The sequence below is a fragment of the Pseudomonas sp. FW305-25 genome (assembly GCF_017351415.1).
GTDB lineage: Bacteria > Pseudomonadota > Gammaproteobacteria > Pseudomonadales > Pseudomonadaceae > Aquipseudomonas > Aquipseudomonas chlororaphis.
In genome coordinates this window covers 142,020-165,939 of sequence record NZ_JACNDE010000007.1, presented here as the reverse complement: position 1 = coordinate 165,939, position 23,920 = coordinate 142,020, and the positions used below count along the sequence as shown (strand labels likewise).

The following is a 23,920-nucleotide window of genomic DNA, read 5'->3' as shown; positions in this document are numbered from 1 at the left end:
TACGGTCTCAAGTCATCTTGCGTAGGCGCAAGAAACACAGATAGAACGCCGCCACCTACCCCCGCAATGGGCTTCTGACCTGCTCGATATACCGCGCCACCGCTGGCGCCTTTTCGAAGCGGCGGTGGATCAGCGACAGCCAGGAAGAAGCCGTGCTGCCCTGGATCGGCCGGTACAACACATTGGGCAGCCCCACGTGCCCGACCACCGATTCCGGCACCACGGCCACCCCCTGCCCCAGGGAGACCAGGGCCAGCACCGCCACCAGGCCGCCGGGTTGCGGCCCCAGTTTCGGCGCGTAACCGCCCTCGGCGGCGACCTGCAAGGTGCCGCTGATCTGTTCCGGAAGCACGAAGGTCTCGTTGTGCAGATGGGCCGGGGCGATCTCCGGCAAGCGCCCCAGCCAGGACTCGGCGGGCAGCGCCAGGACAAAACCTTCGCCATCCAGGCGGACCGCCTCCACCCCTTCGGGCAGGGTCATGGGCGAGCGGATGTAACCGATGTCGAACCGCCCCTCGGCCACCAATCCGGGCAATGCCGCCATCGGGCTTTCGCGCACGCTCAGGCTGACGTCCGGGCAGTCCTGGCTGAAGCGCTGCACCTGTTTTTGCAGCAGCCCCGAATACACCGCCGAGGCCACGTATCCCAGCTCGATATGGCCGATTTCGCCACGCCCGGCGCGCTGGGCGTTACGTTGCGCGAACTCGAACTGGCGCACCGTGGCCTCGGCCTCGCGCACCAGGGCCGCGCCGGCCTCGGTCAGGCTGACCTCGCGCTGCTGGCGCACAAACAAGCGGGTGCCCAGGGCCTGTTCCATGTCCTGGATCTGCCGACTCAGGGTTGGCGGCGCGATGCCCAGCTGTTCGGCGGCGCGGGTGAAATTGCGTTGCCGGGCCACCGCCAGGAAATAGCGGAAATGACGGATTTCCATAAGTGCGTTAGCTCAAAGGTAATGAAGTGCTCCAGCTCGCCTAACAGAACGGGCGAAAGCCCGGGATAAGCTGGCCAGACCTTCACAGTAGAGAGCCCACGCCATGCACGTCAAACCACTGTTTCTGGCCATGATCACTTGCTGCAGTGTGCCCACGACTTTCGCCGCCGAGAAAGACGCCGACATTGCCCAGAAGGCAATCCTCAATTTCGCCACCGCCCAACAACTGCTCAAGGCCGCCCAGGAAACCGCCTCGGCCAAGGGCTGGCCCTGCGCCGTGGCGATCGTCGACGACGGCGGCTGGCCGATCCTCAGCGCGCGCATGGACGGTGCGCCGGTGGTGGCCGGTATCGAACTGGCCCAGGGCAAGGCGCGGACCTCGGCATTGTTCAAGCGCCCTTCCGGCGACCTGGAAAACGCCATCAACGGCGGGCGCCAGGCGGCCATCACCTCGGGCCTGCTGATGATGAAAGGCGCGCAGCCGATCCGCGTCGACGGCCAGGTGATCGGCGCCATCGGCATCAGCGCCGACACCCCGGCCCACGACGATGAAATCGCCCAGGCCGCCCTCGCCGCGCTGGGCGAACGGGTGCAGCCATGAGGCCGGCCAGCCCGCGGCTGACCCTGCTCACCGCTTCCGGGGTGTGCTCGCTGATCGTGCTCGACACCAACATAGTCGCGGTGACCCTGCCGAGCATCGCCCGCGATCTAGGGGCCAACTTCGCCGATATCGAATGGGTGGTCAGCGCCTACATGCTGGCCTTCGCCGCGCTGCTGCTACCGGCCGGCAGCCTGGCTGACCGCTTCGGGCGCAAGCGCACCCTGCTCTGCGGCCTCGGGCTGTTCATCCTCGCCTCCCTCGGCTGTGGCGCCGCGCCCAACGTGCTGTTGCTCGACATCGCCCGGGCGATCAAGGGGGTCGGCGCGGCGCTGCTGCTGACCTCGGCCCTGGCCACCATCGGCCACACCTTCCATGACGAGGTCGAACGGGCCAAGGCCTGGGCGTTCTGGGGGGCCTGCATGGGCGTGGCGATGACCGCCGCGCCCACCGTCGGCGGCCTGATCACCGAGTTCATCGGCTGGCGCTGGATCTTCTACCTCAACCTGCCGGTGGGCGGGCTGCTGGTGCTGATGGTGTTGCGCGCGATACCCGAGTCCCGCGACACCCAGGCCGCCCGCCTCGATCCCTGGGGCAGCCTGGCCTTCAGCGCCAGCCTGCTGTGCCTGATCTGGGGCCTGATCGAAGCCAATCGCATCGGCTGGAGCCACCCGCTGACCTACGCCCGACTGCTGGGCGGCGTGGCGTTGCTCGGGCTGTTCGTGCAGATCGAGCGGGTGCAGCGCCGGCCCATGGTCGACCTGCAGCTGTTCCGCCATCCGCGCTTTATCGGTGCTCTGCTGGGAATGTTCGCCTACGCCGGCTGCGCCCAGGTGATGATGACCCTGCTGCCCTTCTACCTGCAGAACGGCCTGGGCTTCTCGGCGATCGCCTCGGGGCTGGGCATGCTGCCATTTGCCCTGACCATGCTGATCTGCCCGCGCATCGGCGTGCGCCTGGCGACGCGTTATGCCCCGGCGACCCTGATGGCCGCCGGCCTGACCCTGGTCGGTTGCGGCAACCTGCTCGCGGCCTGGGCCGTGCAGGCTGGCGGCTACCTGAGCTTTGCCCTGGCCATCGCGGTGACCGGTGCCGGCGCCGGCCTGCTCAATGGCGACACGCAGAAAAACATCATGGCCTGCGTGCCCCGCGACCGCGCCGGCATGGCCTCGGGCCTGAGCACCACCATGCGCTTCAGCGCCATCATGCTGGCCATCGGCGTGTTCGGCGCCCTGCTCGGCAGCCATACCCAGCAACGCCTGCTCGCCAGCCTGGGCAAAAGCGCCGCGCAATGGCTCGACCAGGTCCAGGCCATCGCCTCCCGGGTGGTGGCCGGCGACATGCCCGCAGCCCTGGCATTGCTGCCCGACTCCGCGAAAGAACTGGTCGAACCGCTGGCCCGCCAGGCCTTCGTCGACGGTTTCGGCGTGGTGCTCGGGGTGGCCGGCTTGCTGGCGCTGCTGGCGGCGGTAACGGTCGGTACGCTGATGCGCAACCCCATCCCGCAGCCACGGCCTTTGACGCTGAGTGTGGAGTGAACACTCATGGGGCTCGCCCCCTCTCGCGTTCAAGGTGCGGCAACTCTGTATCAGGCCAGTCATGATCTGCCCGGCACCAATAAAACCTCAGGGTGTTCTATCGCCCATTCTTTTGAGGCCAACTGCCAGGCTATTAGATAAATACTCACAACTTGTAAGCCTACCCGCCCTCTTATGGGGCACCGATAAACTTCCATATGGCAAACAGGCCGCTTTGCCATCCGAACAGCAATAGATAAGGCGAATTATGAAGGTACGGTTAAATTCATATATTTATCCTCCCGAGCATTCCTGTAATATTCCCCCACTTAACGTCTTCACCATTCGTAAATGGCAAAGTGCCTGCAGGATTCAGAGTTACGTTAAAAGCGCTCGGCATCGAAACAGCCATTTCCGGGACCTACCTCGGAAAGCGGCCTGCCAACTATCTCTCGCAAGAAAACAGCCCCATCTCATGGTTTTTTCTGGCAACGAGTGGCGCCCATCGGCAAGGAGCCTCATCACGGGGGCGGCCCTGCATGCGTGCCCCCTCTGGGGTACGGCATGACAGGGTTAGGATTCACATGAATTAGAGGGTGTGCTGATTTGAACATTATTCCCCGGCCTCAGATGAATGCTGAAGCGGATGAAATTGATTTGTTTGCGTTGTTCCAATCCGTCTGGCAGCAAAAGAAGCTGGTAATTGGCTGTACTCTGGCTGTGACACTGGCAGGCCTGGCTTATGTGATACTGGCTCCCCGCGTATATGAGGTCAGCAGCGTATTACGCCCCGCTGCGCTGAATGAACTCGACGCCCTCAATCGCTCGGAAGTCTACAAACTGCCGCCCGCAGATGCCTTGTCCAAGGTCGGCGCAGCACTTGAATCCTATGAAACACGATTGGAGTTCTTCCGTTCTCATCAGGATCTGTTCCAGGCCTTCAAACGCCCAGGACAAACACTCGAACAAAGCTTCGAGGACTTCAACCGCGACTCGATAAAGCTGGTTCAGCCAGATCCGAAAAAAGACAATGCCCTGAGCAGTTACATCAAGCTGGAAATGCAATATCCCAAGGATATAAACGGGGTAGCGATCCTCAACGGCTTTGTCGAATACGCCATCGACGCCGAACGCGATCGCATTGCTGCCGACCTCAAGGTCATCGTCAACAACCGGCTCAATGAGCTCAAAGGCAAGATTGCCGCGGCGCGCTCCAACTATGAAACCGACAAGGAATCGAAAATCGCTGCCTTGCTCGAAAGCGATAATATTCGCCGCGCGCAGCTCGAGGACGAACTCAAGGCCTTACGCGGGCAGTTGAAAGAACGACGTAAAGATCGTCTGGCCGAACTGGCCGAAGCGATCTCCATCGCCAAGTCAATGGGGATCCGCACTCCGACCACACCGTCCTCGATGTCTGATGCTGCCCACGCTGGCTCCGTCCAGGTCATGCGCACCGAGGTCAACACTCAGAACATCCCGCTGTACTTCATGGGTTATGAAACCCTCGAGGCGGAACGCGCAGCCTTGCAGAAGCGCACCTCTGACGATTTCACCGAGAAACGTATCGCCGAAATCGGTAAGGAATTGCAGATGCTGCAGGTCAACCGCCAAGTGCAGGAATTGAACAAACGTTCCAACGAAGACATTTTCCTGAAGGACGTCTTTCCGCTCAGGGCTGAAGTCACCCGTCTGCGTAACCTGAACATCGATATGGATCGTCTGAAACTCGTCACTATCGATCGCAAGGCACTGCAACCGGTGAAACCGGTCAAGCCGAGAGCAGCACTGATCATGGTGCTGTCCGTCGTACTGGGCTTGATGCTCAGTGTGATCATCGCTCTGATTCGTCACTTCATCCGCTCGCACCGTGCATCGGAACATGATGGCTTGCTCGCAACCCCAGTACTCCTGGACCAGTCCGGCAAGGTTCGAGGCAAAGACGACCACACACCACAGTAAGCCGTTCGGCCTACGAATCTGAAACACCCTTTGGGCGACCGCAACGGTCGCCCAAATTGTTTTCAGTACCCGCAAAGGCAGACCTGCTCAGGACTTCCCACCCTTGATCGACGCCATGACCCGCTCGGCGTTCTCGGCACAATCCATGCCTTCCGGGCGGTCGCGGATGTTGTCGATGATCTCCAGCAGTTGCGCCTTGCTCTGGGCCAGGTGCCGCTGCATGTCCTCGATCTGCCCGACCTTGCGCTCCAGGCTTTGCAGCAGGGCCTGATGGTCAAGGTCACTCGACTCGCAGCCCGGCAGCAGTTGCTTGAGTTCGTCCAGGCTGAACCCGGCCTGCTGGGCGCACTGGATGATCTCCAGGGTCTGCAGGATCTGCGGAGGGTAACGGCGATAGCCGTTGGCCTGGCGCTGGACCTGGGGCAGCAGGCCCTGAGCTTCGTAAAAACGGATGCGCGATGCCGCCAGCCCGCTGAGTTGTGCCAATTGGCCAATGTTCATTTCGACCTCGATAACCTGCTTGACATTAAAGTTAACTTTAAGCTTAGCCTCAGGCCTCCACTGATGAGGAGTCAAGCATGTCACCCTTTCAAGCCTTGAATTTGCCCAACGGCCAGACGATCGGCAATCGCATCGCCAAGGCGGCGATGGAGGAGAACCTCGCCGACCGCCGGCAGGCACCCTCCGCGGCTTTGATCCGGCTCTACCAGACCTGGGCCGAGGGTGAGGCCGGGCTGATCCTGACCGGCAACGTGATGATCGACCGCCGCGCGATGACCGGCCCCGGCGGCGTGGCCCTGGAAGACCAGCAGCACCTGGAGCAGTTCCGCCAGTGGGCCCGTGCCGGTCGTGCCAAGGGCGCGCAGTTCTGGATGCAGCTCAATCACCCCGGGCGCCAGACCATGGCCAACCTCGGCCAACAGGCCCTGGCGCCATCGGCAGTGGCCCTGGACATGGGGCAGTTCTCGAAAATGTTCGCCGAACCCAGGCCCATGAGCGAAGAGGACATCGCCGAGATCATCCAGCGCTTCGCCAACAGTGCCTGGCTGGCCGAACAGGCCGGTTTTTCCGGGGTGCAGATCCATGCCGCCCACGGCTACCTGATCAGCCAGTTCCTCTCGCCCCTGACCAATCGCCGCACCGATCAATGGGGCGGCTCGCTGGAGAACCGCGCGCGTCTGCTGGTAGAGGTGATCAAGGCGGTACGGGAGAGGGTTTCGGCCACGTTCTGTGTCTCAGTCAAACTCAACTCCGCCGACTTCCAGCGCGGCGGCTTCGATGCCGGGGATGCGCGCCAGGTCATCGAGATGCTCAACGGCCTGCCGGTGGACCTGCTGGAGCTGTCCGGCGGCAGCTACGAGTCCCCGGCCATGCAGGGCGAGGTGCGCGACGGCCGGACCCTGGCACGCGAAGCCTACTTTATCGAAATGGCCAGCGAACTGGCGCCCGTGGCGCGGATGCCGGTGATGGTCACCGGCGGCATCCGCCGCCTGCCGGTGGTGCAGCAAGTGCTGGACAGCGGTATCGCGATGGCCGGCATCGCCACCGCCCTGGCCCTCGAACCAGCCCTGCCCCGGCTCTGGCGCAGCGGCCAGCACAGCCATCCGCAACTGCCGCCGCTACGCTGGAAACGCAAGCCCCTGGCCTCCCTGGCGACCATGGCCATCGTCCGCCTGCAGATGCATCGCCTCAGTCGCGGGCGCGCGCCCAAACCTCAAGTACGCCCCTGGCTGGCGCTGCTGCTCGACCAGTTGAACAGCGCCAGGCGCACGCGCCAGTACCGGCAGGCGATGGCCAAGTAAATACGATGATCGTGGGCACCGCCGAACCTGTAGGAGCGCAGCTTGCGCGCGATGCAAGCGCTGCGCTGAGTCAGGTGCAGCGCTATCGCGGGCAAGCCTCGCTCCTACGGAAGCTGGGGCTGCGAAGGGTCGTCGATATGCTGGTACTGCGCGTTGAGTTGCTGCGCCAGTTCGCGGGCGCGGCCGAGGCGAATTGGGCCGCGTTCGATATCGATCAGCAGGGTCGGGCAACCCAGGCGCGCCAGGGGAGTCAAGCTTTTCAGCCGGCCATCGGTGAGCAGCAGCACCCGCTGCTGCTCGGCCGGGTAACGTTTCTGCCGGGACAGCAGCCACCGCCCTGCCTCGGCCAAGGCCGCCAGCAACGGCGTGCCGCCGCCCGCTCCCAGCCCGTCGAGCCAGTCGCGCAGATCCTTCGAGGCCTTCAGGCCCTGCACCTGCCAGTTCGGCGCGCGGCCGCTGGCGGTCAGCAAGGCCAGGCGTGCGCGCTGCCGGTAGGCATCGTCGAACAGCTGGGCCAGCAGGCCCTTGGCATCGCTCAACGCCTGATGGCGGCGGGTCGAGGCCGAGGCATCGACGACCACCAGCCACAGCTCATGGGGCGAACGGCTGCGCAGGTGCCACAACAGATCGTCACGCTGGCGGGGACGACCGTTGAGCAAGGTGCCCGGCCAATTGATCGAGCCGTGGACGGCCGCGCGCGCGCGGCCTTGTCTGCCCTTGTCCAACCGCCCGGCGCGGGACTTGGCATTCGCCCCCGCGTCGGACCGGGGACGAATGCCTAGGGCTTTTTTGGCCAGCTCGGCACTTTACGCCGGGCGCCGGTGGCCAGCGCCTGGGCCGGCAATTCGCCCCATTGGCCCTGGCCTTCGGCGGGGCTGGATTGGGCCGGGGATGGCGCGGGAGACGGCTGCGGCGGATGCGCTGCGCTCGGCGGGTGGTCACGACGGCGATGGCGCAGGGCGAATTCGGCCACGGCGTCTATGTCCTGTTCCTCGATGGCCCGGGCACCGCGCCAGGCCGCATGGGCGCGGGCGGCACGCAGCCACACCAGGTCCGCGCGCAGGCCATCGACACCGGCGGCGAAACAGCGTTCGGTGATCCGCTCCAGCGCTCGATCGTCCAGGGCAATCTCCGCCAGCAACCCCCGCGCCTGCTGGCAGCGTTGGCGCAGCGCCTCCTGATCGGCGGCCCATTGCTGGCAGAAGCCCTGGGGATCGCTGTCGAAATCCAGCCGCCGGCGAATGATCTGCCCCCGCTCAGTGGGCGGCGTCTGCCCGCTCAGGGCGACATTCAGGCCAAAGCGGTCCAGCAGTTGCGGACGCAGCTCGCCCTCTTCCGGGTTCATGGTGCCGATCAGCACGAACCTGGCCGAATGCCGGTGGGAAATACCGTCGCGCTCGATCAGGTTGGTGCCGCTGGCGGCCACGTCCAGCAGCAGGTCCACCAGGTGGTCCGGCAGCAGGTTCACCTCGTCGACGTAGAGCACCCCGCCATCGGCCTTGGCCAGCACGCCCGGGGAAAACTGCGCCCGGCCTTCGCCCAGCGCCGCGTCCAGATCCAGGGTGCCGACCAGGCGCTCTTCGGTCGCGCCCAGGGGCAAGGTGACGAACTGCCCGCTGGCCAGCAGGTCCGCCAGGCCGCGGGCCAGTGTGGACTTGGCCATGCCCCGCGGGCCTTCGATCAACACCCCGCCGATTTTCGGGTCGATGGCCGTCAGGCACAGCGCCAGTTTCAGGTCATCGGCGCCGACCACGGCGGACAGCGGGAAATGTGGGGTATCGCTCATGTCGGTTCTCGGTAAAGGGATGCACGAACATCAATAGTTGTAGCCGCTGCCGCAGGCTGCGATTGACGACGCAGTCGGCATAAAACAGACGACGCATTGCTATCTGACAGGCTGCGTCGCCTGCCCCAGCGGTCCCTGCGGGCCCGATCGCAGCCTGCGGCAGCGGCTACAGGGGCATCAGCCATCTTCTTCGATATCCAGCAACAGGTTTTCCAGGGCCTCGCGGTACTCGCCGGGCGCCTGCCACATCCCGCGCTGCTGGGCTTCGAGCAGGCGTTCGGTCATGTCGCGCAACGCATGGGGGTTGTGCTGCCGGATGAATTCACGGGTCGCCGGGTCCAGCAGATAGGCGTCGGCCAGCAGGGCGTACTGGTGATCGTCGATGAGCTGGGTGGTGGCGTCGAAGGCGAACAGATTATCCACGGTGGCGGCCATTTCAAAGGCGCCCTTGTAGCCGTGGCGCTTCACCCCTTCGATCCACTTCGGGTTGGCTGCGCGGGAGCGGATCACCCGGTTCAGCTCTTCCTTGAGGCTGCGGATCTTCGGCAGGTCCGGCTGGCTGTGGTCGCCGTGGTAGCTGGCGGCCTTTTCGCCGCTGAGGCTCTCCACCGCCGCGAGCATACCGCCCTGGAACTGGTAGTAGTCGTTGGAATCCAGCAGGTCGTGCTCGCGGTTGTCCTGGTTCTGCAGCACCGCCTGCACCTGGCTCAGGCGCTGGGCGAACTGGCCACGGGCCGCGGTGCCTTCGTCGGCTCCGCCATAGGCGTAGCCGCCCCAGTTCAGGTAGACCTCGGCCAGGTCCTCGCGGCTCTGCCACAGGCGAGCGTCGATAGCGCCCTGCACGCCCGCGCCATAGGCCCCGGGCTTGGCGCCGAAGATCCGCCAGCCGGCCTGGCGCTGCGCGGCCTCGGCATCAAGACCGGACTGCAGCAGCGCTTCACGCTCGGCGCGGACCTTGGCCGCCAGCGGGTTGAGGTCGTCCGGCTCGTCCAGCGCGGCCACCGCCTGCACCGCGGCGTCGAACAGGCGGATCAGGTTGGCGAAGGCATCGCGGAAGAACCCGGACACCCGCAGGGTCACGTCCACCCGCGGGCGGTCCAGCAGGCTCAGCGGCAGGATCTCGAAGTCGTCGACCCGCTGGCTGCCGGTGGCCCACACCGGGCGCACGCCCATCAGCGCCATGGCCTGGGCAATATCGTCGCCGCCGGTGCGCATGGTCGCGGTGCCCCACACCGACAGGCCTAGTTGGCGCAGGTGGTCGCCATGGTCCTGCAGGTGCCGTTCGAGGATCAGGTTGGCCGACTGGAAACCGATGCGCCAGGCGGTGGTGGTCGGCAGGTTGCGCACGTCCACCGAGTAGAAATTGCGCCCAGTGGGCAGCACGTCCAGGCGTCCACGACTCGGTGCGCCGCTGGGCCCGGCCGGCACGAAACGCCCGCCCAGGGCATCCAGCAAACCACGCATTTCCGCCGGGCCGCAGGCATCCAGGCGCGGCGCCACTACTTCGCGCAGGCTATCGATGATCGCCTTGACCTCGCTCCAGCCGGGCTCGTTCAGTTGCTCGACCTCACCGACCAAGGCCGCTTCTATCAAGCGCCCGGCAAACAGCTCCAGACGCTCGCGGGTATCGCCGGCGGTGCGCCACAGTTGCTCGCTGATGTCCTGCAATAACTGTGGCCGGCGCCCGCCCCAGGGCTCGGCCAGGGCGCAATCCAGCGGATCGAAACCCAGCTCGAAAGCCTTGGCCAGGGCCCGCAACAGGCTCGACTGCGCGCCCCGGCCATCGCCACGGGGAATGCGCAGCAAGGCCAGCAAGGTGTCGATACGCAGACGGCCCACCGGTGATTCGCCGAACACATGCAGGCCGTCGCGGATCTGCGACTCCTTCAGGTCGCACAGATAGGTGTCCAGGCGCGGCAGCCAGAGCGCCGCGTCGGCCTCGCCGTCGAGCTGTCCGTCCAGTTGCAGTTCACGGTCGATCCGGGTCACCCGCACCAGCTTGAGAATGTCCTTCTGCAACTCGCGGGCGCGGCGCGGATCGAGCAACTGGGCTTCGTAGTACTCGTCGGCCAGCAGTTCCAGGTCGCGCAGCGGGCCGTAGGTTTCGGCGCGGGTCAGCGGCGGCATCAGGTGGTCGATGATCACCGCCTGGGTCCGGCGCTTGGCCTGGGCGCCCTCGCCCGGGTCGTTGACGATGAATGGATAGATATTCGGCAGCGGCCCCAGCAGCACGTCCGGCCAACAGCTTTCGGACAGGCCGACGCCCTTGCCCGGCAGCCACTCCAGGTTGCCGTGCTTGCCGACGTGGATCAGCCCGTGGGCGCCGTAGGTCTGGCGCAGCCAGAAGTAGAACGCCAGGTACCCGTGGGGCGGCACCAGGTCCGGGTCGTGATAGACCGCGCTCGGATCGACCTGATAACCGCGCGCCGGCTGGATGCCGACAAAGGTCAGGCCAAAACGCAGGCCGGCGATCATCAGCCGCCCACCGCGGAACATCGGGTCGTTTTGCGGCCCGCCCCAGCGTTCCGTCACCGCCAGGCGGTTGGTTTCGGGCAGCGCGTCGAACATGGCCTGGTACTCCTCCAGCGCCAGGCTTTGCTGGCACGGGCGCAGGTCGAGGCTGTCCAGGTCATTGCTGACGCCACCGAGCAGTTGCTGGATCAGCGCCGTCCCGCTGTCCGGCAACTCGGCCGGCAACGGATAACCCTCGGCGTGCAGCGCGCGCAGGATATTCAGCGCCGCCGCCGGCGTATCCAGGCCCACGCCATTGCCGATACGGCCGTCGCGGGTCGGGTAGTTGGCAAGGATCAGGGCGATGCGTTTTTCAGCATTCGGCAGCCGGGCCAGATCGACCCAGCGCCGCGCCAGTTCGGCGACAAAATCCATGCGCTCGGGGGCGGAGCGGTAGCAGACCACGTCCGACTGGCTGCGCTCGCTGCGCCAGGCCAGGTCCTTGAAGCTGATGGGCCGGCTGATGATGCGCCCGTCCAGTTCCGGCAAGGCGATGTGCATCGCCAGGTCCCGCGGGCCCAGGCCCTGCTCGCTGGCGCGCCAGCCGGGTTCGTTGTCCTGGGCGCAGATGGCCTGGATCACCGGGATATCGCGGCGGAACGGCCGCAGGTGCGGCGCCTCCGGGCTGGACTGGGCAAAGCCGGTGGTGTTGAGGATCACCCCCGCCTGCACTTCATCCAGCAGCTCCTCGACCACCGTCAGGCAACCGGGCTCTTTCAGGCTGGCCAGGGCAATCGGCAGCGGGTTCAGGCCCGCCGCCAACAAGCGCCGGCAGAACTCATCGATAAAGGCGGTGTTGGCCGCCTGCAAATGCGAACGGTAGAACAGCAGCGCCGCCACCGGCTGGCCGGCCCGCCAATCGGCGTGCCAGTCGCTGAGGGCGGCGCTGCTTTTGTGCGGGTGGTAGATCGCCGTGCGCGGCAGGGTCTGCGGCTCGGACCAATGGTAATCGCGCCCCAGCCAGGCACTGGCCAGGCAGCGGTACAGGTTCAGCGCATTGCCCATGCCGCCCTGGCGCAGGAAGTGCCAGAGGCGCTCGCGGTCGGCGGCGGGCACCGTGCTCAGGTCGCTCAGCTCCGGGTCCGGACGATCGTCGCCCGGCACCAGGATCAACTGCACGCCGCGCTGCGCCAGCTGCACCAGTTGCTCGATGCCATAACGCCAATAAGCGATGCCACCGTGTAGGGAAAGCAGGATCACCTTGGCGTGGCGCAGCACCTGGTCGACATACAGGTCGACCGAGGCATGGTTCTGCACCTGCATCGGGTTGGCCAGGCGAAAGCTCGGGTAGTCCTCTGGCAGTTGCTGCGCCGCTTCGGCCAGCAGCGCCAGGCTGGAGTCGCCGCTGCACAGGATCACCAGCTCGGCGGGGGTTTGTCCAAGGTCGGCAATGTTGTCATCCGACACGAAACCGCCGGGCTGGGTCCTGAGCAGGTGCATGACTTACACGCTAAGCGCGGCGCGCAATTGCGCTTCGAGCAGGATCGCGTCCAATTCCTGGCCGATCAACACCAGGCGCGTGGCACGGGCTTCATCGGCGCCCCACTGGCGGTCGAAGTGCTTGTCGAAGCGGGTGCCCACGCCTTGGATCAACAGGCGCATCGGCTTGTTGGGGATCGCCGCGAAGCCCTTGACCCGCAGGATGCCGTGCTGCACCACCAGTTGGGTCAGGGCGTCCAGCAGCAGGCTTTCGTCGGCCTGGGGCAGCTCGATGGAGATGGAATCGAAGGCGTCGTGGTCATGATCATCATGATCGTCGCCATCATGGTGATGGTCATGATGGCTGTGGCGGCCGTCGATGTGTTCTTCCGAGCCGTTGCCCAGGCCCAGCAGCACGTCCAACGGCAGGCGACCGCTGCTGGCTTCGATGACTTTCACCGCCGGCGGCAGCTCCTCGGCCACTTCCAGGCGCACCTTGGCCAGGTCTGCCGGGCTGATCAGGTCGGCCTTGTTGAGGATCACCAGGTCGGCGCTGGACAGCTGGTCGGCGAACAGCTCATGCAGCGGCGACTCATGGTCGAGGTTCGGGTCGAGCTTGCGCTGGGCGTCGACCTGGTCCGGGAAGGCGGCGAAGGTGCCGGCGGCCACGGCTGGGCTGTCGACCACGGTGATCACCGCGTCGACGGTGCAGGCGCTGCGGATTTCCGGCCACTGGAATGCCTGGACCAAAGGTTTGGGCAGGGCCAGGCCGGAGGTTTCGATGAGGATATGGTCGAGGTCGCCGCGACGGGCCACCAGCTCGCGCATCACCGGGAAAAACTCTTCCTGCACGGTGCAGCACAGGCAGCCGTTGGCCAGCTCAAAGACGCGACCGCTGGCTTCTTCCTCGGTGCAACCGATGGAACACTGCTTGAGGATCTCGCCGTCGATGCCCAGCTCGCCGAACTCGTTGACGATCACCGCGATGCGTCGGCCCTGGGCGTTGTCCAGCATGTGCCGCAGCAAGGTGGTTTTGCCCGAGCCGAGGAAGCCGGTAACGATGGTGACGGGAAGTTTGGCCAGTGTTTTCATCGGATGCCCTTTGGCAAGGTGGCGGGCATACGGGACGAGAACCGCGCAGGCAACTGCACGGAAGGGTTCGCCACCGGATCACCCCGCCCGGTTGTAGTGAGAATCAGGTCCGAGGCAGGTCTCCTGGCTGACGGCGTGCCGGTCGTTCGACTGGCCAACGATGCGCCTTCCCGCCGCCTGGCAGTGGCCTTGCATCGTTCATCACCGTTTACAGTTGCGGGGGCAGCCGCGGCTTGAACCGCGTTCCCTTCTTAGCTTCGACAGACGCCGAAGAACCTCGAAAGCGCAAGGCTACGCAGAGCTTGGGGGGCGGTCAATGTTCATGCAGCGCGAGGACAGGCCAATTGCGATCGAAAACGAGAACCCTTGCCAATTGACGCCCCTCCCTCGCCCATGCTCTCCTACACACCTTGTTACGGGTGCCCTTCACAGGGTGAAACGGGAAACCGGTGCGTCACAGGCCAAAAGCCTTGATCAGTCCGGTGCTGCCCCCGCAACGGTAAGTGAGCGAAGAATCAGATCCACTGTGCCAGCAGTCCGGCATGGGAAGGCGATTCTTGCAGGCGTGGCGCAAGCCCCGCCCCTCGCGAGCCCGGAGACCGGCCCGCTGCACAGTCATAACAAACCCGCGGTGGGCGGGCGCTGTTAATTCCCCGCGAGCCCGTCTCGCGGGGTTTTGCTGCGCTCGATTCACCCGCTGACACACCAGAGGGAAGCGCCATGTCGATCATCAGCAGCACCAGCCACTCCAGCAGCAGTACCGCCACCCTGAGCCAACGCCTGGTCGCCGCCATCGGCGCCTCGATTCTCGGTGCGTGCCTTGTGTATTTCGCCGGCTTCTCCCATATCGAAGCGGTGCACAACGCCGCCCACGATACCCGCCACAGCGCCGCCTTCCCTTGCCACTGAGACCTGCCGACATGATCAAGCGTATCGCGCAAACCGCGGGGTTCACCGGGTTGCTGGCGGCCCTGTTGCTGACCCTGCTGCAAAGCTTCTGGGTCGCGCCGCTGATCCTGGAGGCGGAAACCTACGAGAAGGCCCCGGCCGCCCAGCATGAAGAAGCGCATGAGCATGCCGCCGGCACCGCCGCCCACAGCCACGACGCCGAAGCCTGGGAACCGGAAGACGGCTGGCAGCGCGTGCTGTCCACCACCGGCGGCAACCTGGTAGTCGCCGTGGGTTTCGCCCTGATGCTCGCCGGCCTCTACACCCTGCGCGCGCCGAACCGTACTTCCCAGGGCTTGCTCTGGGGCCTGGCCGGTTATGCGACCTTCTGCCTGGCGCCGACCCTCGGCCTGCCGCCCGAACTGCCGGGCACCGCCGCCGCGGACCTGGCGCAACGGCAGATCTGGTGGGTCAGTACCGCCGCTTCCACCGCGGCCGGCATTGCCCTGATCGTCTTCGCCCGGAACTGGCTGCTGAAAGCGCTGGGCGTGGCCATCCTCGCCGTGCCGCACCTCATCGGCGCGCCACAGCCGCCAGTGCATTCGATGCTCGCCCCGGAGGAGTTGGAGGCGCAGTTCAAGATCGCTTCGCAGCTGACCAACGCCGCGTTCTGGCTGGCCCTGGGCCTGATCAGCGCCTGGCTGTTCCGCCGCAAGAGCGACGATCAGTACTCGGCATGACGCAGGCCAGCACAGCTCCGACCCTGGTGGTCGGCCTGGGCTGCCAGCGGGGCTGCCCGGTGGAGACCTTGCGCGCCCTGCTCGACCAGACCCTGAGCACCCACCGCATCGACCCCGGGCAGATCAAGGCCCTGGCCAGCATCGACTTGAAACGCGAGGAACCCGGGCTGCTGGCCCTGGCCGCGCAACTGGACTTGCCCCTGACCTGTTTCAGCAGTACCCAGCTGACGCCTTATGTGCTGCAACTCAGCCATCGTTCGCAGATCGCCTACGAGCGCACCGGCTGTTACGGCGTCGCTGAAAGTGCCGCCCTGGCCCTGGCCGAACGCCTGGCCCGAAGCCCGGCAAGGCTGCTGGTCCCGCGGCAGAAATACGCCCAGGCGACCCTCGCCTTGGCCTGCTCCGGGTAAATCTTCGATAATCCCCGCCGCTGATCATGAGCAATCTTCATCTGTGAGGTTGCCTCGCCCCTTTTTTCACAGGAGAACGCCATGACCGTCTTTTTTATCGGCGCAGGTCCCGGCGACCCGGAACTGATCACCGTCAAGGGCCAGCGGCTGATCCACAACTGCCCGGTCATCATCTATGCCGGCTCCCTGGTGCCCGAAGCGGTGCTCCAGGGGCATAGCGCCGAACAGCTGGTCAACAGCGCCGAGCTGCACCTGGAGCAGATCATCGAGCTGATCAAGGACGCCCATGGCAAAGGCCAGGACGTGGCCCGGGTACATTCCGGCGACCCGAGCCTGTACGGCGCCATCGGCGAGCAGATTCGCTGTCTGCGCGAGCTGGGCATCCCCTTCGAGATCATCCCCGGCGTGACGGCCACCGCGGCCTGCGCGGCCTTGCTGGGGGCCGAACTGACCCTGCCGGACATCGCCCAGAGCGTGATCCTGACCCGTTATGCCGACAAGACCTCGATGCCCGCCGGCGAGGCGTTCGCCAGCCTGGCCGCCCACGGCACCACCATGGCGATTCACCTGGGGGTCAACCACCTGCACAAGATTGTCGCCGAGCTGCTGCCCCACTACGGCGCCGACTGCCCGATTGCCGTGGTGCACCGGGCGACCTGGCCGGACCAGGACTGGGTGCTGGGCACCCTGGCGGACATTGCCGAAAAGGTCCAGGCCAAGGGCTTTCGGCGCACGGCGCTGATCCTGGTGGGCCGGGTGCTGGCCACGGACAGTTTCAGTGAGTCGTCGTTGTATCGCGCGGGGCATGCGCACCTGTATCGGCCTTGAGTGTGTATCGCGAGCAAGCTCGCTCCTACAGTTGATCGTGTCCCTCCAGTAGGAGCGAGCTTGCTCGCGATCAAGGCGCCGCAAGACACCTGGAATAATGGGCATAAAAAAACGGCGCTCACGGGGCGCCGTTTTTTATGTTCGCAGCGAACGCCTTACTTAGTAGTAGGCGTTTTCTTTCTGCGTGTGGTCGGTGACGTCACGTACACCCTTGAGCTCGGGAATGCGCTCGAGCAGGGTGCGCTCGATGCCTTCCTTCAGGGTCACGTCGGCCTGGCCGCAGCCTTGGCAACCACCGCCGAACTGCAGCACGGCGATGCCGTCCTCGACCACATCGATCAGGCTGACCTGGCCGCCGTGGCTGGCCAGCCCCGGGTTGATCTCGGTTTGCAGGTAGTAGTTGATGCGCTCGTTGACCGGGCTGTCGGCGTTGACCATCGGCACCTTGGCGTTGGGTGCCTTGATGGTCAGCTGACCGCCCATGCGGTCGGTGGCGTAGTCGACCACCGCGTCATCGAGGAAACCTTCGCTGAAGGCGTCGATGTAGGCGGTGAAGCTCTTCAGCCCCAGGGCTTTGTCTTCGGGCTTTTCTTCACCCGGCTTGCAATAGGCGATGCAGGTCTCGGCGTACTGAGTCCCTGGCTGGGTGATAAAGATGCGGATGCCAATGCCCGGGGTGTTCTGCTTCGAGAGCAGATCAGCCAGATAATCGTGGGCGGCGTCGGTAATGGTAATAGCGGTCATGGAAATTCCTCGCAGGCGTGGGCGCAGTTTACGCCAATCGGCGTGCCGGACAAAGTCCTAGTATTTTTGTCGGGATAGACCTTGGTCGATAGGCCCGCGCTGCGTGGTCGACGCAACGCCTGGGATTTTTTACAAGGCTTTTCCGGGATGGGCCGGGCCGCAACCTGAGGGCTGCGGCCCGGAATTTCAAGGGCCTGGCGCCTTCAGAGGTTCTCGTAGCGGTTCATGTCCAGTACGCCCGCCTCTTTCGGATCGGTCTCGAGGATGTACTGGGTCTGGTCATGGAAGTACTGCCAGAACTGCGGATGGCTGCGACGAATCCCCCAGCGCTCGACGATTTTCTCGAAACGGTGGGCGTCCTTGGCGTTTTCCATCTCGGCCACGAACTCCGGCACCTGCCCGGCGGGAATGTTGAATATGAAGTTCGGGTAGCTGCTGAGCACGCCCGGATAGATGGTCAGGGTGTCCAGGCCCGGCTGGTAACGCAGCGACTCGCCCAGCAGGAACGCTACGTTACTGTGGGCGCGGTTGCGCAGCATGCTGTAGAACACCCGCTTGCCGCTCGGTGCCTGGATGCGCAGCATGGTGGCCTCCGGCAACAGGTCGATGACCCGCATGCCGGCCGCCGGCCGCGAAACCAGTCCGCTGAGGGCCTGTTCGGCGTTCTGCAGCGCCGGGTCGATATTCGGCCGCGAGCAATAGGCGCCGTCACAGCGGTTGATCGGATCGGGCCGCGCATTGAGGTCGCCGTAACGGTTCAGCAACTGGTTGGCGAAGTCGCGTTTCGGGTCCTTTTCGTCCAGCACCAGGGCGCTGGCCTTGTCGTCGTCGATGGACTCGTAGTCCAGCCACATCTTGAACTTGCCACTGTTCTGGTACCAATCGTCGAGGAACTCCTCGCGGGTGCCGGCGGGCATCAGGCGCAAGAAGTTCTGCTCGGCGCCGTTGCGGATCAGGTCGAAGTACAGCCGGGTCTGCGCCTGGTGCGAGACATTGCCGAACACATCGAAGTTGACCGCCAACTGGTAATAGGTGCGCTCCAGCAGCGGGTAGTCGAACAGCCACATCGTCTGCGGCACCTCGCCGATCAGACCCTTGGTCACCGAGGCGCTGTCGAAGTGACGGAAGATGCTCAGCAACGCATTGTCGTTGCCCGCCCACAGGGTCGACCAGCTTGGCGGCGGCGCATCGGCGTAGGAATCGCGACGCAGGATCTCGTATTCGTTGCGCTTGTCGCGGTAGGCCAGCCACAGGCTCAGCACGCTGCCGACGTCATCGTTCTGCCCGGGCATGGCCAGCAGCGGCGTGGCCTGGCCGCGGTAGGCCGGGTCGGTGATATAGAGATCGTGCTCCGGGGCCTGGAACAGCGCCCAGAAGTTGTCGCGGATCACGTCGGTGGCGATCTGCCCGCGACACACCGGGCCGCGGATAAAGGTGCGCACGAAGTACTCGGCGTTATCCAGCATGAACTGGTAGCGGGCCTTGGCCGGAATCGCCTCGAAGGTCTCGAACGGGTTGGCGCGGCGGCCCGGGCCATAACCCGGCAGTGCGCTGACCTGATAGTCGCCGCTGTAGAACAGGGTCTTGATCCGCGCCATCTTCGCCGCGCTCAGCGGGTAGGTGATGTGGGTCTTGTGCACAATCACCCCCTGCACCGGCCACAGGCGGTAATACACCTGGGTGCCCGGGTCATCGTTGGGCCGGCGGGTGTTGATCAGGTCGATCGGCTGGCCGCTCGGCGTGCGCGAACGCACCCACTGGAAGAAATGCCCCGGCTCGCCGCCCTCGAAGTAGATATGGGCGAGGAACCAGTGCTCGAACAGCCAGCGGGCCACCAGGCTTTCCCGGGCGCCCGGGGCATTGAGCAGGTTTTCCCACTGCAGCACCTGCATCGCTTCCCTGGCGCTCGGCGCCAGGCCCTGCTCGTCGATCGGCGCACCGGAGGCCAGCCAGCGTTGCAGGGTCTGGTATTGCTGATCGGTCAGGCCGGTCACCGCCAGCGGCATGCCTTCGCGCGGATGGGCCCGGGCATAACCGTCGAATTCGGCCGGTTGCGCGCACATGTTCTCGCGGTTCAGGCCCAGGACAATGTTGTCCGGCAGCTTGGCGTTGGGTTGCAACGGCGTCTTGTGGCCCAGTTCCAGCATGCGCGCCATCAGCGCCGCCTGGCTGCCCTGGGCGTCGAGCACCGAGTAGAAGCCCATGCCCTGCCAGGCGTGCTTGCCGGAAGCGTCGTAGAACAAGCGGGTCGGCGTCTGCGCCTTGCTGCGCTCGCCGTCGTACACCGGGATCTTCGAGGCGCCGCGGGCCGCGCCCTCGCCGCTGCCCAGGTTGAGCTGGCAGGCCGAGTCATAGCAGGCGTGGCAGGCCACGCACTTCTCGGTGAAGATCGGCTGGATATCGCGGGTGTAGGAGATCGCTGGCGCGGGACCCTGGGCGCTGGCGAGCGAACTTAAAAGCAGCAGCACACTGCCGATGACAACGCGGTAAGACATATCCCTGGTCCAATCCATAAGAAAATCCGGCGATTCTACCGGGCCAGCACGGCCACCAACATGAGCGATATTCATGCAAAAGCGCCGCATGCTCTAAAAGCGCACAGGTTTGCTATGATCCTCGCCCTTCGTAATGGCCCTTCCAGGTAGTCTTTCATGTCCGATCGCAGCACGCGCCTCCAAGCCCTTCAGCAAGCCCTCAAAGAGCGCATCCTGATTCTCGACGGCGGCATGGGCACCATGATCCAGAGCTACAAGCTCGAGGAGCAGGACTACCGTGGCAAACGCTTCGCCGACTGGCCGAGCGACGTCAAGGGCAACAACGACCTGCTGGTGCTGACCCGTCCGGACGTGATCGGCGGCATCGAGAAAGCCTACCTGGATGCCGGCGCCGACATCCTCGAGACCAACACCTTCAACGCCACGCAGATTTCCATGGCCGACTACGGCATGGAAGCGCTGGTCTACGAGCTCAACGTCGAAGGCGCGCGCCTGGCGCGCAAGGTGGCCGACGCCAAGACCCTGGAGACCCCGGACAAGCCGCGCTTCGTCGCCGGCGTACTGGGCCCGACCAGCCGCACCTGCTCGCTGTCGCCGGACGTCAACAACCCAGGCTACCGCAACGTCACCTTCGACGAACTGGTGGAGAACTACACCGAGGCCACCAAGGGCCTGATCGAGGGCGGCGCCGACCTGATCCTGATCGAGACCATCTTCGACACCCTCAACGCCAAGGCGGCGATCTTCGCCGTGCAGGGCGTGTTCGAAGAGCTGGGCCTCGAACTGCCGATCATGATCTCCGGCACCATCACCGACGCTTCGGGCCGCACCCTGTCCGGGCAGACCACCGAAGCCTTCTGGAACTCCGTGGCCCACGCCAAGCCGATCTCCGTCGGCCTCAACTGCGCCCTCGGCGCCAGCGAACTGCGCCCCTACCTGGAAGAGCTGTCGAACAAGGCCAGCACCCACGTCTCCGCGCACCCCAACGCCGGCCTGCCCAACGAATTTGGCGAGTACGACGAACTGCCGGCGCAAACCGCCAAGGTCATCGAAGAGTTCGCCCAGAGCGGTTTCCTGAACATCGTCGGCGGCTGCTGCGGCACCACCCCGGGGCACATCGAGGCCATCGCCAAGGCCGTCGCCGGCTATGCCCCGCGGCAGATCCCGGACATTCCCAAGGCCTGCCGCCTGTCGGGCCTGGAGCCGTTCACCATCGATCGCCAGTCGTTGTTCGTCAACGTCGGCGAACGCACCAACATCACCGGTTCCGCCAAGTTCGCCCGCCTGATCCGTGAAGAGAACTACACCGAAGCCCTGGAAGTCGCCCTGCAGCAGGTCGAAGCCGGCGCCCAGGTGATCGACATCAACATGGACGAAGGCATGCTGGACTCGAAGAAGGCCATGGTGACCTTCCTCAACCTGATCGCCGGCGAGCCGGATATCTCGCGCGTGCCGATCATGATCGACTCCTCCAAGTGGGAAGTGATCGAAGCCGGCCTCAAGTGCATCCAGGGCAAGGGCATCGTCAATTCCATCAGCATGAAGGAAGGCGTCGAGCAGTTCATTCATCACGCCAAGCTGTGCAAGCGCTACGGCGCCGCCGTGGTGGTGATGGCCTTCGACGAAGCCGGCCAGGCCGACACCGAGGCGCGCAAGAAGGAAATCTGCAAGCGCTCCTACGACATCCTGGTCAACGACGTCGGCTTCCCGCCGGAAGACATCATCTTCGACCCGAACATCTTCGCCGTGGCCACCGGCATCGAGGAGCACAACAACTACGCGGTGGACTTCATCAACGCCTGCGCCTACATCCGCGACGAGCTGCCCTATGCGCTGAGTTCCGGCGGCGTGTCCAACGTGTCGTTCTCCTTCCGCGGCAACAACCCGGTGCGCGAGGCGATCCACTCGGTGTTCCTGCTGTATGCGATCCGCAACGGCCTGACCATGGGTATTGTCAACGCCGGCCAGCTGGAGATCTACGACCAGATCCCGCAGGAGCTGCGCGACGCCGTCGAGGACGTGATCCTCAACCGCACCCCGGAAGGCACCGACGCCCTCCTCGCCATCGCCGACAAGTACAAGGGCGACGGCAGCGTCAAGGAAGCCGAGACCGAAGAGTGGCGCAACTGGGACGTCAACAAGCGCCTGGAGCACGCCCTGGTCAAGGGCATCACCACCCATATCGTCGAAGACACCGAAGAGTCGCGGCTGTCCTTCGCCCGCCCGATCGAAGTGATCGAAGGCCCGCTGATGGCTGGCATGAACATCGTCGGCGACCTGTTCGGCGCCGGCAAAATGTTCCTGCCCCAGGTGGTCAAGTCCGCCCGGGTGATGAAGCAGGCCGTGGCCCACCTGATCCCGTTCATCGAGCTGGAAAAAGGCGACAAGCCACAAGCCAAGGGCAAGATCCTCATGGCCACGGTCAAGGGCGACGTGCACGACATCGGCAAGAACATCGTCGGCGTGGTCCTGGGCTGTAACGGCTACGACATCGTCGACCTCGGCGTGATGGTGCCGGCGGAGAAAATCCTGCAGGTGGCCAAGGAACAGAAGTGCGACATCATCGGCCTGTCCGGCCTGATCACCCCGTCGCTGGACGAGATGGTCCACGTCGCCCGGGAAATGCAGCGCCAGGACTTCCACCTGCCGCTGATGATCGGTGGCGCCACCACCTCCAAGGCGCACACGGCGGTGAAGATCGAGCCCAAGTACAGCAATGACGCGGTGGTCTACGTCACCGACGCCTCGCGTGCCGTGGGCGTGGCCACCCAGCTGCTGTCCAAGGAACTCAAGGCCGGTTTCGTCGAGCGCACCCGCGAAGAGTACGTGGAAGTCCGCGAGCGTACCGCCAACCGCAGCGCCCGCACCGAGCGCCTGAGCTACCCGGCGGCCGTGGCCAAGAAGCCACAGTTCGACTGGAGCAGCTACCAGCCGACCGTGCCGACCTTCACCGGCGCCAAGGTGCTGGACAATATCGACCTGCGGGTCCTGGCCGAATACATCGACTGGACGCCGTTCTTCATCTCCTGGGACCTGGCCGGCAAGTTCCCGCGCATCCTCGAGGACGAAGTGGTGGGTGAAGCCGCCACCGCGCTGTACCAGGACGCCCGGGAAATGCTCGACAAGCTGATCGACGAGAAGCTGATCAGCGCCCGCGCGGTGTTCGGCTTCTGGCCGGCCAACCAGGTGCAGGACGACGACCTGGAAGTCTATGGCGCCGACGGCCAGCCCTTGGCCAGGCTGCACCACCTGCGCCAGCAGATCATCAAGACCGACGGCAAGCCGAACTTCTCCCTGGCCGACTTCGTCGCGCCCAAGGACAGCGGCGTGACCGACTACGTCGGTGGTTTCATCACCACCGCCGGCATCGGCGCCGAAGAAGTGGCCAAGGCCTATCAGGACAAGGGCGACGACTACAACTCGATCATGGTCAAGGCCCTGGCCGATCGCCTGGCCGAGGCCTGCGCCGAGTGGCTGCACCAGCAAGTGCGTAAAAACTACTGGGGCTATGCCAAGGACGAAGAGCTGGACAACGAAGCGCTGATCAAGGAGCAGTACAGCGGTATCCGCCCTGCCCCGGGTTATCCGGCCTGCCCGGACCACACCGAGAAGAGCACCCTGTTCGCCCTGCTCGACCCCGAGGCATCCGAAGGCAAGGCCGGGCGCAGCGGCGTGTTCCTCACCGAACACTTCGCCATGTTCCCGGCGGCGGCGGTCAGCGGCTGGTACTTCGCCCATCCGCAGGCGCAGTACTTCGCTGTGGGCAAGATCGACAAGGACCAGGTCAGCAGCTACAGCGCGCGCAAAGGCCAGGACCTGGCCGTGACCGAGCGCTGGCTGGCACCGAACCTGGGCTACGACAACTAAAAGCCCAGCTCGCTTCACTATGCGGGAGCCGCCAGTCGGCGCTCCCGCAAGCTGGAACAAGCGGTATTGTCTATGCTTTCCCCACATCCATTTGTGTCGAGGGATTTATGGACGACCCCACCAACGACAAGCCGCCGACCCTTTGGCAGATGCTGCAAAGCGTCGCCGCTGCTGCCTTTGGCGTGCAGAGCGGCAAGAACCGCAAGCGCGACTTCACCCACGGCAAGCCCAGCCATTTCATGATCCTGGGCATTCTGTTCACCGCGGTGTTCGCCTTGACCCTGTTCGGTATCGTCAAGCTGGTAGTGCACCTGGCGGGGCTTTGAACGC

At 64.9% G+C, this 23,920-nt stretch carries 18 protein-coding genes and 2 riboswitches; of the genes, 10 read left to right on the top strand and 8 right to left on the bottom strand.

Annotation, left to right across the window (positions count from 1 at the left end; translation table 11 throughout):
* Positions 1-55 precede the first annotated feature (55 nt).
* On the bottom strand, positions 56-931 hold the full coding sequence (locus J4E58_RS09665; protein WP_087091511.1) for a LysR family transcriptional regulator: 876 nt from the start codon (positions 929-931) through the stop codon (positions 56-58).
* 103 nt (positions 932-1,034) lie between these two features.
* Between J4E58_RS09665 and J4E58_RS09660 the strand changes: the two genes are divergently transcribed.
* From J4E58_RS09660 to J4E58_RS09650, 3 genes are all read left to right on the top strand, one after another.
* Positions 1,035-1,532: a heme-binding protein gene (locus tag J4E58_RS09660; protein WP_087091512.1), complete on the top strand. Its 498-nt coding sequence runs from the start codon at positions 1,035-1,037 to the stop codon at positions 1,530-1,532.
* Positions 1,529-3,067, top strand: a complete 1,539-nt coding sequence (locus tag J4E58_RS09655; RefSeq protein ID WP_087091513.1) for an MFS transporter — start codon at positions 1,529-1,531, stop codon at positions 3,065-3,067. The genes J4E58_RS09660 and J4E58_RS09655 overlap by 4 nt, the downstream gene beginning before the upstream one ends.
* Before the next feature lie 585 nt (positions 3,068-3,652).
* Complete coding sequence (locus J4E58_RS09650) at positions 3,653-5,008, top strand: LPS O-antigen chain length determinant protein WzzB (protein WP_087091514.1); 1,356 nt, start codon at positions 3,653-3,655, stop codon at positions 5,006-5,008.
* Positions 5,009-5,095: 87 nt separating this feature from the next.
* On the opposite strand, the gene J4E58_RS09645 is transcribed toward J4E58_RS09650, so the two are convergent.
* Complete coding sequence (locus tag J4E58_RS09645; protein ID WP_087091515.1) at positions 5,096-5,509, bottom strand: MerR family transcriptional regulator; 414 nt, start codon at positions 5,507-5,509, stop codon at positions 5,096-5,098.
* Positions 5,510-5,586: 77 nt separating this feature from the next.
* On the opposite strand from J4E58_RS09645, the gene J4E58_RS09640 reads away from it, so the two are divergent.
* Positions 5,587-6,810, top strand: coding sequence for an NADH:flavin oxidoreductase/NADH oxidase family protein (locus tag J4E58_RS09640; RefSeq protein ID WP_087091516.1), 1,224 nt, complete (start codon positions 5,587-5,589; stop codon positions 6,808-6,810).
* 104 nt (positions 6,811-6,914) lie between these two features.
* Here J4E58_RS09640 and J4E58_RS09635 read toward each other — a convergent pair whose 3' ends face one another.
* From J4E58_RS09635 to cobW, 4 genes are all read right to left on the bottom strand, one after another.
* Positions 6,915-7,535, bottom strand: coding sequence for a VWA domain-containing protein (locus J4E58_RS09635; RefSeq protein WP_172963044.1), 621 nt, complete (start codon positions 7,533-7,535; stop codon positions 6,915-6,917).
* A gap of 53 nt (positions 7,536-7,588) precedes the next feature.
* A complete protein-coding gene (locus J4E58_RS09630) occupies positions 7,589-8,596 on the bottom strand; it encodes an ATP-binding protein (RefSeq protein ID WP_087091517.1) in 1,008 nt (335 codons plus the stop codon).
* Positions 8,597-8,773: 177 nt separating this feature from the next.
* Positions 8,774-12,547, bottom strand: coding sequence for a cobaltochelatase subunit CobN (cobN, locus tag J4E58_RS09625; RefSeq protein ID WP_087091518.1), 3,774 nt, complete (start codon positions 12,545-12,547; stop codon positions 8,774-8,776).
* Between the two features lie 3 nt (positions 12,548-12,550).
* Positions 12,551-13,618 (bottom strand): cobalamin biosynthesis protein CobW, encoded by a 1,068-nt coding sequence (gene cobW / locus J4E58_RS09620; RefSeq protein ID WP_087091519.1) that lies wholly within the window; start codon positions 13,616-13,618, stop codon positions 12,551-12,553.
* A 95-nt stretch (positions 13,619-13,713) separates the two neighbouring features.
* A riboswitch (cobalamin riboswitch) is annotated at positions 13,714-13,913 on the bottom strand.
* Between the two features lie 105 nt (positions 13,914-14,018).
* A riboswitch (cobalamin riboswitch) is annotated at positions 14,019-14,241 on the top strand.
* 97 nt (positions 14,242-14,338) lie between these two features.
* Between cobW and J4E58_RS09615 the strand changes: the two genes are divergently transcribed.
* From J4E58_RS09615 to cobM, 4 genes are all read left to right on the top strand, one after another.
* Positions 14,339-14,527, top strand: a complete 189-nt coding sequence (locus tag J4E58_RS09615; RefSeq protein ID WP_007921866.1) for a CbtB-domain containing protein — start codon at positions 14,339-14,341, stop codon at positions 14,525-14,527.
* 11 nt (positions 14,528-14,538) lie between these two features.
* Positions 14,539-15,246: a CbtA family protein gene (locus tag J4E58_RS09610; protein ID WP_087091520.1), complete on the top strand. Its 708-nt coding sequence runs from the start codon at positions 14,539-14,541 to the stop codon at positions 15,244-15,246.
* Entirely contained in the window at positions 15,243-15,656 is a 414-nt protein-coding gene (locus tag J4E58_RS09605) for a cobalamin biosynthesis protein (RefSeq protein ID WP_087091521.1), read from the top strand. Before J4E58_RS09610 ends, J4E58_RS09605 begins: the two co-directional genes overlap by 4 nt.
* Positions 15,657-15,737: 81 nt before the next feature.
* Positions 15,738-16,484, top strand: coding sequence for a precorrin-4 C(11)-methyltransferase (gene cobM, locus J4E58_RS09600; RefSeq protein ID WP_087091522.1), 747 nt, complete (start codon positions 15,738-15,740; stop codon positions 16,482-16,484).
* A gap of 159 nt (positions 16,485-16,643) precedes the next feature.
* On the opposite strand, the gene nfuA is transcribed toward cobM, so the two are convergent.
* Positions 16,644-17,228 (bottom strand): Fe-S biogenesis protein NfuA, encoded by a 585-nt coding sequence (gene nfuA, locus J4E58_RS09595; protein ID WP_007921862.1) that lies wholly within the window; start codon positions 17,226-17,228, stop codon positions 16,644-16,646.
* 203 nt (positions 17,229-17,431) lie between these two features.
* Positions 17,432-19,723: a fatty acid cis/trans isomerase gene (locus tag J4E58_RS09590; RefSeq protein ID WP_087091523.1), complete on the bottom strand. Its 2,292-nt coding sequence runs from the start codon at positions 19,721-19,723 to the stop codon at positions 17,432-17,434.
* 156 nt (positions 19,724-19,879) lie between these two features.
* Here J4E58_RS09590 and metH point away from each other — a divergent pair, with 156 nt between their 5' ends.
* A complete protein-coding gene (gene metH / locus J4E58_RS09585; protein WP_087091524.1) occupies positions 19,880-23,590 on the top strand; it encodes a methionine synthase in 3,711 nt (1,236 codons plus the stop codon).
* Positions 23,591-23,697: 107 nt separating this feature from the next.
* Positions 23,698-23,916 (top strand): DUF2970 domain-containing protein, encoded by a 219-nt coding sequence (locus J4E58_RS09580; RefSeq protein WP_009044467.1) that lies wholly within the window; start codon positions 23,698-23,700, stop codon positions 23,914-23,916.
* Positions 23,917-23,920 lie beyond the last annotated feature (4 nt).

Bases quoted from the DNA above. Each gene is read 5' to 3' on its own strand.
- J4E58_RS09665 (WP_087091511.1), bottom strand. From the start codon at position 931: ATGGAAATCCGTCATTTCCGCTATTTCCTGGCGGTGGCCCGGCAACGC.
- J4E58_RS09660 (WP_087091512.1), top strand. From the start codon at position 1,035: ATGCACGTCAAACCACTGTTTCTGGCCATGATCACTTGCTGCAGTGTG.
- J4E58_RS09655 (WP_087091513.1), top strand. From the start codon at position 1,529: ATGAGGCCGGCCAGCCCGCGGCTGACCCTGCTCACCGCTTCCGGGGTG.
- J4E58_RS09645 (WP_087091515.1), bottom strand. From the start codon at position 5,509: ATGAACATTGGCCAATTGGCACAACTCAGCGGGCTGGCGGCATCGCGC.
- J4E58_RS09640 (WP_087091516.1), top strand. From the start codon at position 5,587: ATGTCACCCTTTCAAGCCTTGAATTTGCCCAACGGCCAGACGATCGGC.
- J4E58_RS09630 (WP_087091517.1), bottom strand. From the start codon at position 8,596: ATGAGCGATACCCCACATTTCCCGCTGTCCGCCGTGGTCGGCGCCGAT.
- cobN (WP_087091518.1), bottom strand. From the start codon at position 12,547: ATGCACCTGCTCAGGACCCAGCCCGGCGGTTTCGTGTCGGATGACAAC.
- cobW (WP_087091519.1), bottom strand. From the start codon at position 13,618: ATGAAAACACTGGCCAAACTTCCCGTCACCATCGTTACCGGCTTCCTC.
- J4E58_RS09615 (WP_007921866.1), top strand. From the start codon at position 14,339: ATGTCGATCATCAGCAGCACCAGCCACTCCAGCAGCAGTACCGCCACC.
- J4E58_RS09610 (WP_087091520.1), top strand. From the start codon at position 14,539: ATGATCAAGCGTATCGCGCAAACCGCGGGGTTCACCGGGTTGCTGGCG.
- J4E58_RS09605 (WP_087091521.1), top strand. From the start codon at position 15,243: ATGACGCAGGCCAGCACAGCTCCGACCCTGGTGGTCGGCCTGGGCTGC.
- cobM (WP_087091522.1), top strand. From the start codon at position 15,738: ATGACCGTCTTTTTTATCGGCGCAGGTCCCGGCGACCCGGAACTGATC.
- nfuA (WP_007921862.1), bottom strand. From the start codon at position 17,228: ATGACCGCTATTACCATTACCGACGCCGCCCACGATTATCTGGCTGAT.
- J4E58_RS09590 (WP_087091523.1), bottom strand. From the start codon at position 19,723: ATGTCTTACCGCGTTGTCATCGGCAGTGTGCTGCTGCTTTTAAGTTCG.
- metH (WP_087091524.1), top strand. From the start codon at position 19,880: ATGTCCGATCGCAGCACGCGCCTCCAAGCCCTTCAGCAAGCCCTCAAA.
- J4E58_RS09580 (WP_009044467.1), top strand. From the start codon at position 23,698: ATGGACGACCCCACCAACGACAAGCCGCCGACCCTTTGGCAGATGCTG.